We start from the raw sequence: 9,177 nt of genomic DNA, 5'->3' as shown, positions 1-9,177 counted from the left end.
GCCCGCCCCTCACGCCCCCGCCGGACACCGAAGCGGGCGAGGCGGGCTGCGGTGCGGAGGCCCCGCCCCCGCGCGAGGTCCCGCAGTTCGCTCCCGTCCGGGTCGGCGGCCTGCGGATGAGGCTGCACCGTCTGCTGCGGCACCGCCGACGTGTCCTGATCGCCGCCTTGGTGATCACTGCAACCGTGCTGCTGGCAACCGGCCCGCGCACCGAGCCGGCCCGTGGGCATCCCGACGGTCCCCCGGACGGGGCGTCGCGCGCCGCGGCGGCCGGTGCGCCGACCGCGCCGGACGAGCGGACGGCCGGGGAGGAGGTCGCCGCGCCGGTGCGCATCGCCGACGCCGCGACGGTACGGCTGCTGCGGCCGGGCGACCGGGTCGACGTCATCGCCGCCGGGGACACTGCGACCGGCGGGGGTGCCCGGGTCGTGGCGCGCGGCGCGGTCGTGACGGAGCTGCCCGAGCCGGCGGACGAGACCGCCCGGTCCGCCGAGGCCGCCGAGGGCGGCGCGCTGGTCGTGCTGTCGGTGCCGCGGGCCACGGCGGCCGAGCTGGTCGGTGCGGGCGCGACGGCACGGCTGGCGGTGACGTTGTGTCGAACGTAGATCCCCGCAGGGTGAACGAATCAGCGTCGAGTCCCTCGATGGTGCTACGGGACTGGACAGCGCCGCCACGCCGTGACGTAGGTTGCGGAGCGTTTCGTTCCATGCCCCGTACACACGACGAAAGGCCACGAAGTGAGCGAGAAGAAGGCACCCGGCGTCTGGCAGGGCTTCAAGGCCTTCCTGATGCGCGGGAACGTCATCGATCTGGCGGTGGCGGTGGTCATCGGTGCCGCCTTCACGAACATCGTGAACTCGGTGGTGAAGGGCGTCATCAACCCGCTGGTCGGGGCGATCGGCACGAAGAACCTCGACAACTACAGCTCGTGCCTGAAGGCGCCGTGCGAGGTCGCGGCGGACGGCACGGTGACCAAGGGCATCCCGATCATGTGGGGTTCGGTCCTCGGCGCGACGCTGAGCTTCGTCATCACCGCGGCGGTGGTCTACTTCCTGATGGTGCTGCCGATGGCGAAGTACCTGGCCCGTCAGGCCAACCGCAAGGCCGCCCGCGAGGGCGCCAAGGAGGTCGTGGAGGTCAGCGAGCTGGAGGTGCTCAAGGAGATCCGCGACGCCCTGGTCGCGCAGCGCGGCCGCGGCTCCGGCCACGACGAGTAGAACCCTCGGCGCCGGGATCCGCCCCGCCCGTGTCAGATGTGGTGGGGCGGCTTCTCGTCGAGGAAGCGCTTCAGGTCGGCGGCGCTGTCACCGCTCGGCCGCTCGCCCCAGCCGCGGTCCGTGTCGTCCGAGGACTGCTGGTCCAGCGGATCGTCGAAGATCAGCGCGGCCTTCGGGTCACGGGGCTCGGGCGTGGAAGCGGTGGTCATGCCTCCAGGGTACGGCGCCGAAGCCGCCGCCCTCGCGGCAGCGAGCGCCGAGAGACCGCAACCGGCGGCCGCACGGGAGGACCCCGCCGGCACCCGACGCGAGACGGGTGGCGCCCGCGCTCCCCCGCCCATCGCGATGCACAGGCGTTCCGGCCGGTTCTCTGCTGTCCTGGGAAGCATGACTTCCGGTTCCAGTCAGTCGACGGCGGCATCCGGCCGGCCCTCGCGTACCGCACCGTTGCGCAGTCTGACCGCCCGCGGGCGGGACGAGTCGCACAGGGTCGCCACTCCGCTGGAGCTGTTCTTCGATCTCTGTTTCGTCGTGGCGATCGCCCAGGCCGGCGTCCAGCTGGTGCACTCCCTCGCCGAGGGCCATGCCGGCCAAGGCATCCTCGACTACGCGATGGTCTTCTTCGCCATCTGGTGGGCGTGGATGAACTTCACCTGGTTCGCCTCCGCGTACGACAACGACGACGCCCTCTACCGGGTCGTCACCCTTGTGCAGATCGCCGGTGTGCTGGTGCTGGCGGCGGGGGTGTCACGGGCCTTCGAGGAACACGACTTCGTCCTCGTCTGGCTCGGCTACGCGATCATGCGTCTGGCGCTGGTGTCGCAGTGGCTGCGGGCCGCGAGATCGGCGCGGGGCGCGGAGCGGACCATGGCGCTGCGCTACGCCGGCGGCATCCTGGTGTGCCAGGTCGGCTGGCTGGGGCTGGTGCTGCTGCCGGAGCGGGGCCGGCCGTGGGTGTTCCTGGTGATGGTGCTGGCGGAGCTGTGCGTGCCGGTGTTCGCCGAGAAGGACCACCCCACCAGCTGGCACCCGCACCACATCGCGGAGCGGTACGGCCTGCTCACGATCATCGTGCTGGGCGAGACGATCGCGGCGGCCACTGTCGCGGTGAAGACGGCGGTGGACGAGCACGACGCGCTGGGCGAGCTGCTGCCGATCGCGGCGGGCGGTCTGCTGATCGTGTTCTCCGCGTGGTGGATCTACTTCGTGGTGCCGATCCACGGCCATCTGCGTTCCAATCGGCAGGCGTTCCTGTGGGGGTACGGCCACTATCTGGTGTTCGCGTCCGCCGCGGCGATCGGTGCGGGTCTGGAGGTCGCGGTCGAGCAGGCGGTCGGCAAGGCCCATGTCTCCACGATGTCCGCGTCGGCCGCGGTGACCCTGCCGACGGCGCTCTACCTGATCACGGTGTGGGCGCTGCATTCACGGCACTTCAAGGTGGGCATCGCGCAGCAGCTGGTGCTGCCGGTGACGGCGCTGCTGGTCATCTGCTGCACGTTCCTCGGCGACATGGCGGTGCTCGCGGCGGGCCTCGTCTCGGCGCTCGCGGTGGCGGCCGGGGTGACGCTGACGTCCCGCACGGTGGCCGGGGAGGCGGCGGCGCGGGAGACCGCCACGGCGGCCTGACCTCGCGTTCTCGCCCCCGCCGGGCGTCGGGTGCCACTGTGCCTGCATGACAGTCGACGCTTTGACGGACGTGGCCGGGGTGCGGGTGGGGCATGCGACGCGGGCCGGTGACGGCTGGCTCACCGGTACCACCGTCGTCCTCGCCCCCGAGGGCGGCGCCGTCGCCGCGGTGGACGTGCGCGGCGGCGGGCCCGGCACGAAGGAGACCGATGCGCTCGATCCGCGCAACGTGGTCAGGAAGGTGGAGGCGATCGTCCTGACGGGCGGCAGCGCCTACGGGCTGGACGCCGCGTCCGGGGTGATGGCCTGGCTGGAGGAGCAGGGGCGGGGCGTCCGTGTCGGCCCCGACCCGGCGCATGTCGTCCCGGTGGTGCCGGCGGCCTGCGTCTTCGACCTCGGGCGCGGCGGTGACTTCCGGGCGCGGCCGGACGCCGCCACCGGGCGGGCCGCCGTCGAGGCCGCCGCGGCGAGCGCGCCCGGCTCGCCGGTGCCGCAGGGGTGTGTGGGCGCGGGCACCGGCGCGGCGGTCGGCACGCTGAAGGGCGGGGTCGGCACCGCGAGCGAGGTGCTGGGCTCGGGCGTCACCGTGGCGGCGCTGGTGGTGGCCAACGCCGTGGGCGACGCGGCGGACCCTCGGACGGGTGTGCTGTACGGGGAGCTGTTCGAGGGGCGGGTGCGGTATCCGGAGGCGCACGTCCACGAGGCGGCGCGGCGGCGCCTGGAGCAGGCCGCCGCGCGGAACACGCCTCCGCCGCTGAACACCACGCTGGCCGTGGTCGCCACGGACGCGGAGCTGACGAAGGCGCAGGCGCAGAAGCTGGCCGGCACCGCGCACGACGGGATCGCCCGCGCCGTACGGCCGGTGCATCTGCTGAACGACGGGGACACGGTGTTCGCGCTGGCGACCGGGGCCCGCCCGCTCGACGAGCGGGACCCGCTCGCGCTGAACGACGTCCTCGCGGCGGGCGCGGACCTGGTGACGCGGGCGATCGTGCGGGCGGTGCGCGCGGCGGGCTCGGTGGACGGCCCGGGCGGAACATGGCCGGCGTACCGGGAGCTGTACGGCGACTGAACCGTGCGGGCGCGGGCATGCCCCGTCGGCGCGCGGGCACGGAGTGTCGGTGCAGGCATGCCGTGCCGACGCGGTGTGCCGTATCGGCGGGGGTGAGCTGTATCGGCGCGATGGCGCGGCCCGTCGGCACGCGCAGAGGCGTACCGGTGCGAGCGTGCGGCTCGGGGGTACGGCAGAGGCGTACCGGCGCGGGTGAGCCGTGCCGGAAGGGCCTCGGCCGGCCGCCGATTGTCCCGGTTCTGTCACGTGATCGTGCGAAGCGTGCCCGGAGGGAACCCCACCGGGCACCGCGCCCCTCTTCCCCCACGCATCGGAGCGGACCACGCACATCACCACAACGGGGAGCAGACTGTGACAACGCCGGACAGAGCATCGAGGCGCGTACTGGCCACCTGTGCCGCCCTCGCGGTCGGCGCCCTGGCCCTGACGGCTTGCAGCGGCAGCGCAACCGCCGACAACAACGACGCCAAGGGCGGCGGAGGCGGCCGGGGCGCCGCCTCCTCGGACGCGAAAATCGTCATCTCGGCGAAGAACGGCTCGACCGGCGCGTCGATCAACGCCACTGACGTGCGGGTGAGCGACGGCCGGCTCACCGACGTCCGGATGACGGTCGTGAAGACGGGTGAGGCGGTGGACGGCACGCTGTCCGCGGACGGCCGCTCGTGGAAGCCGAAGGAGCAGCTGGAGCGGGGTACGGAGTACCGCATCGCGGCGAAGGCGCAGGACACCGACGGCGACACCACCTCGGCGGACTCGCAGTTCACGACGGTCAGCGCGGCGAACAGCTTCATCGGGACGTACACCCCGGACGGCGGCTCGACGGTCGGCGTCGGCATGCCGGTGTCGTTCTCCTTCGACAAGGCCATCAGCGACAAGAAGGCCGTCCAGTCGCACATCAAGGTCACCTCCAGCAGCGGGCAGAAGGTGGTCGGGCACTGGTTCGGTGCCAAGCGGCTGGACTTCAGGCCCGAGTCGTACTGGAAGGCCGGCTCCAAGGTCACGATGACGATCGACCTGGACGGAGTGGAGGGCGCGAACGGCGTCTTCGGTGTGCAGAAGAAGACGGTGACCTTCACCGTCGGCCGTTCGCAGGTCTCCACCGTCGACGCTCGCACGCAGACCATGACGGTCGTGCGGGACGACCGGACCATCGAGACGATCCCGGTGTCGACGGGCAGCCCCGAGTTCACCACGTACAACGGCACGATGGTGATCTCGGAGAAGTTCCAGCAACTGCGGATGGACAGCCGGACGGTGGGCCTCGCCAACGCGTACGACATCGAGGACGTGCCGCACGCGATGCGGCTGACCACGTCGGGCACCTTCATCCACGGCAACTACTGGTACCGCAAGGGCAATCCGCCGTTCGGCCGCTACGGCAGCAGCCACGGCTGCGTGGGCCTGCGGGACGTCAAGGGCGCGCAGGGCGACACGCCCGGCAAGTGGTTCTACGACAACTCCATGATCGGCGACGTGGTGATCGTCAAGAACTCCGCGGACAAGACGGTGGATCCGGACAACGGCTTCAACGGCTGGAACATGCCCTGGAACGACTGGGTCGCCGGCAGCGCCGTATGACCCCCCGCGAGCCGCTCGACTCGCCTGTCACCAGCGCTTTCTGACACTCCGACGCCCGTCCGGGAACTTTCCGGGCGGGCCCGGCGTTTTCCCGCCGTACGTTTTCCGGGTTCGGGGGTCACATGCTCCCGCCCAGGGGCTACGGTATGCACCCACAAGGTGACATGCAGCAACGCCGGGAGCAACCTTGAGCGTTCCGTACGGGACCGCAGCGTACGAGTCGGCCGAGTCGCCCGAGTCTCCGGAGGAGCACCTCGCTCGACTGCTCGGCCGCGCCCTGAACTCCTTCGAACTGCCCGACGAGGCGATACGCCGGCTGGACTGCGCGCTGGCGTACGACAGTTCGCTGCACTCCGCGCACCACAGCGCGGGCCTGCACCGGGAGACCTACCGGCATACGTGGCTGCTCGCGGACGGCACGGCGCTCACCCTGTGGGAGCTGGTCCACAACACCGCGCGGGGCGGTGAGCCGCAGCACGAGGTGTATGCGGACGAGGAGGAGCTGCGTGCGGCGACGGCGCGGCTGCCGCTGCCGCCGGACGACCCGGAGTTCGAGCTGCCCGTGCTGGTGCAGCTGGCGCCGGTGCCGGCCCCTCGGCATGTGTACGCGCCGGACGACTCGGCGGACCACGCACGCCGGCTGCTGCGCCGGGCGGAGAACCCGGACCGGCCGGGCACGGAGACGGCGCACCTGCTGACCACGGCGTTCGCGCACCAGATCACGCAGGCGTTCGGCCGCCCGTGCCGGGCGGGCCGCGCCGGGCTGTGCTTCTCGCTGTACGAGCACGCGTTCCTGCTGCGGGACGGGCGCGAGGTCTCCCTGTGGGAGGTCGAGCACACGGCGACGCCGGACGGGCGTCACATGTGCGAGGTGTACACGAGCGAGGACGCGGCGCGGGACGCGATGGAGCGGCGCGCGGCGCAGGTGTCCTGACCTCGGGGCCGTACCGGCCGGACGATCAGGACGACGAGGCCGGACGGTGGGACGTCAAGGCGGGACGTCGAGACAGGACGTCGCGGCAGTCCTCCCGGCGGGTGGTCCTCAGCGGCCGTCGCTGAGCTGCCGTACGAGACCGGCGAAAGCGGCCTGTTCCGCGGGGGTCAGTTCGACGGCTTCCCGGTGCGGCCCGGTGGTGCGGGGTCCGGGCAGACCGGACAGCGGCGTGATGACGGTGTGTCCGAGGGCGGCCTCGAAGCGGAAGCGGCGCAGCAGGCGGGTCACGCCGATCAGCCAGGCGACGCCGGCCAGGGTCAGGAAGGCCGCGCCCGCCAGCTGGAGGATCGAGAGATGCTCGGGCATGCACCCCAGTGAACACCACGGTCCGGGACTTCGACCCCGGACCGTGACGTATCTCGCAGAGTGGGCGGTGTCACTCGATCCGGTTCGATATCACTACATCCGGCTCGATACGACGTGCCCGCTCCTCCGTATGGACAACTCGTCCTCCGTCGGCGGACGCAGAGGCGATCGTGCGATCGGGCGATCACGCCGCCACGATCACGCCGCCACGCTCTGCTTCGGCTCGGCCGCAGCCGCGGCGCCTTCCACCGCCTGCCCGGTGGCCCCGGCCGGTGCCTCCTTGCTCAGGCTCTTCAGCACGATGACCAGCGCGGCGGTGACGCACACCCCGGCAGCGAGGGCGACCAGGTACGGCAGCGGGTTGCCGATCAGCGGGACGACGAAGACGCCGCCGTGCGGGGCGCGCAGGGTGGCGCCGAACGCCATGGACAGCGCGCCGGTGACGGCGCCGCCCACCATGGACGCGGGGATGACGCGCAGCGGGTCGGCCGCGGCGAACGGGATCGCGCCCTCGGAGATGAAGGAGGCGCCGAGCACCCAGGCGGCCTTGCCGTTCTCGCGTTCGGTGCGGGTGAACAGCTTGCCGCGCACGGTCGTCGCGAGGGCCATCGCCAGCGGCGGGACCATTCCGGCTGCCATCACCGCGGCCATGATCTTCATCGCGGAGTCGCTCGGGTCGGCGACGGCGATACCGGCGGTGGCGAAGGTGTAGGCGACCTTGTTGACGGGTCCGCCGAGGTCGAAGCACATCATCAGGCCGAGGAGGGCGCCGAGGAGCAGCGCGTTGGCGCCGCTGAGCCCGTTGAGCCAGTCCGTCATGCCCTTCTGTGCCTCGGCGATGGGCTTGCCGATGACGACGAACATCAGGAACCCGACGATCGCGGAGGAGACCAGCGGGATCACCACCACCGGCATGATGCCGCGCAGCGCCGCCGGGATGTTCAGCCGCTGGATCGCCATCACCACACCGCCGGCGATCAGACCGGCGGCGAGTCCGCCGAGGAAACCGGCGTTGATGGTCACGGAGATCGCGCCGCCGACGAAGCCGGGGACGAGGCCGGGCCGGTCGGCCATGCCGTAGGCGATGTACCCGGCGAGGACGGGGACCAGGAACCCGAAGGCGACGCCGCCGATCTGGAACAGCAGGGCGCCCCAGCTGTCGGCCTGCGTCCACACGAAGTGGTCCATCACCGACGGCGCCTTGTTGATCTCGTATCCGCCGATGGCGAAGCCGAGCGCGATCAGCAGACCGCCGGCGGCGACGAACGGCACCATGTAACTGACGCCGGACATCAGCCACTTGCGGAGCTTGGTGCCGTAGCCGTCGCCGGAGTCCCCGGCGCGTTCCACGGGGGTGCCCCGCCCGGCGGGCGCCGCCCCGGTCATCTCACCGCGGGCGGCCTTCTCGCGGGCCTCGGCGATGAGTTCGGCGGGGCGGTTGATGCCGGCCTTCACACCGACGTCGACGACCGGCTTGCCCGCGAAGCGGTCCTTCTCGCGTACGGGCACGTCGTGGGCGAAGATCACGGCGTCCGCCGCGGCGATGACCGCCGGGTCCAGCCGGGTGAACCCGGCGGAGCCCTGCGTCTCGACGACGACCTCGACGCCCGCCGCGCGGCCCGCGTTCTCCAGGGACTCGGCGGCCATGTAGGTGTGGGCGATGCCGGTCGGGCAGGAGGTGACGGCGACGATCCGGAAGACGCCCGCGCCGTCGCCGCCCGCGCCCGCGACGTCGCCGCCCGCGGCCGTGGCGTCGGCCGCCGCGCCGTCGGTGGTGTCCGCTGCGGCGCCGGAGGAGGCCGCCACCGGCGACGCAGCGGAGTCGTGGGTGCCGCGCGCGGCGCTGTCGCCGGCGGGCGCGACGGCGCCGGTGTCCGCCGGGGCGTCCCCGCGGATCAGTGCCGCCGCCGACGCGGGGTCGTCCGCTGCGCGCAGGGCGGCGGTGAAGTCCGCGTTCATCAACTGGCGGGCGAGGGACGACAGGATCGTCAGGTGGGCGTCGTCGGCGCCGGCCGGGGCGGCGATCAGGAAGATCAGGTCGGCGGGGCCGTCGGCGGCGCCGAAGTCGATCCCGGCGGCACTGCGTCCGAACGCCAGCGTCGGCTCGGTGACATGGGCGCTGCGGCAGTGGGGGATGCCGATACCGCCGTCCAGGCCGGTGGGCATCTGCGCCTCGCGGGCTGCCACGTCGGCGAGGAAACCGTCGAGGTCGGTGACCCGGCCCAGGGCCACCATGCGCTCGGCGAGAGCGCGGGCCGCGGCTTCCTTGGTGTCGGCGGACAGGTCGAGGTCGACCAGATCCGCGGTGATCATGTCGCTCATCGCGGGCTCCTTAGCTCGCGTACCGCCCGTGGGGAGCAGCGGGCGGTACGCGAGCTAAGGAG

9 protein-coding genes are annotated in these 9,177 nt (G+C 72.4%); 6 read left to right on the top strand and 3 right to left on the bottom strand.

All coding sequences use genetic code 11. The features are described from left to right. Both MTQ10_RS23485 and mscL read left to right on the top strand, forming a co-directional pair. Positions 1–605, top strand: a 605-nt coding sequence (locus MTQ10_RS23485) for a hypothetical protein (RefSeq protein WP_247472098.1), incomplete at its 5' end; no start/stop codon positions are given. Positions 606–737: 132 nt separating this feature from the next. Then, complete coding sequence (gene mscL / locus MTQ10_RS23480; protein ID WP_247472097.1) at positions 738–1,217, top strand: large conductance mechanosensitive channel protein MscL; 480 nt, start codon at positions 738–740, stop codon at positions 1,215–1,217. Between the two features lie 32 nt (positions 1,218–1,249). Here the strand turns inward: mscL and MTQ10_RS23475 are convergent, their stop codons facing one another. After that, positions 1,250–1,426 carry a hypothetical protein gene (locus MTQ10_RS23475; protein WP_247472095.1) on the bottom strand — a complete coding sequence of 59 codons (177 nt, stop codon included), beginning with the start codon at positions 1,424–1,426 and terminating at the stop codon, positions 1,250–1,252. Positions 1,427–1,604: 178 nt separating this feature from the next. On the opposite strand from MTQ10_RS23475, the gene MTQ10_RS23470 reads away from it, so the two are divergent. The 4 genes from MTQ10_RS23470 to MTQ10_RS23455 all read left to right on the top strand — a co-directional run bounded on the left by MTQ10_RS23470 (position 1,605) and on the right by MTQ10_RS23455 (position 6,427). Continuing rightward, positions 1,605–2,843 (top strand): low temperature requirement protein A, encoded by a 1,239-nt coding sequence (locus tag MTQ10_RS23470; RefSeq protein ID WP_247472094.1) that lies wholly within the window; start codon positions 1,605–1,607, stop codon positions 2,841–2,843. 46 nt (positions 2,844–2,889) lie between these two features. Then, on the top strand, positions 2,890–3,915 hold the full coding sequence (locus tag MTQ10_RS23465) for a P1 family peptidase (RefSeq protein ID WP_247472093.1): 1,026 nt from the start codon (positions 2,890–2,892) through the stop codon (positions 3,913–3,915). A gap of 351 nt (positions 3,916–4,266) precedes the next feature. Beyond that, entirely contained in the window at positions 4,267–5,493 is a 1,227-nt protein-coding gene (locus MTQ10_RS23460) for a L,D-transpeptidase (RefSeq protein WP_247472092.1), read from the top strand. A 187-nt stretch (positions 5,494–5,680) separates the two neighbouring features. Further along, positions 5,681–6,427 (top strand): DUF6227 family protein, encoded by a 747-nt coding sequence (locus MTQ10_RS23455; protein ID WP_247472091.1) that lies wholly within the window; start codon positions 5,681–5,683, stop codon positions 6,425–6,427. A 108-nt stretch (positions 6,428–6,535) separates the two neighbouring features. Here the strand turns inward: MTQ10_RS23455 and MTQ10_RS23450 are convergent, their stop codons facing one another. Next, a complete protein-coding gene (locus tag MTQ10_RS23450) occupies positions 6,536–6,793 on the bottom strand; it encodes a hypothetical protein (RefSeq protein ID WP_247472090.1) in 258 nt (85 codons plus the stop codon). Positions 6,794–6,991: 198 nt separating this feature from the next. Continuing rightward, a complete protein-coding gene (locus MTQ10_RS23445; protein ID WP_247472088.1) occupies positions 6,992–9,115 on the bottom strand; it encodes a PTS fructose transporter subunit IIABC in 2,124 nt (707 codons plus the stop codon). Positions 9,116–9,177: the final 62 nt, after the last annotated feature.

It is taken from the genome of Streptomyces sp. XM83C, from assembly GCF_023072675.1.
In the GTDB taxonomy this organism is placed as follows: domain Bacteria; phylum Actinomycetota; class Actinomycetes; order Streptomycetales; family Streptomycetaceae; genus Streptomyces; species Streptomyces thermocoprophilus.
Note: the sequence above shows the minus strand (reverse complement) of the source record. Positions and strands in the feature narration are given on the sequence as shown.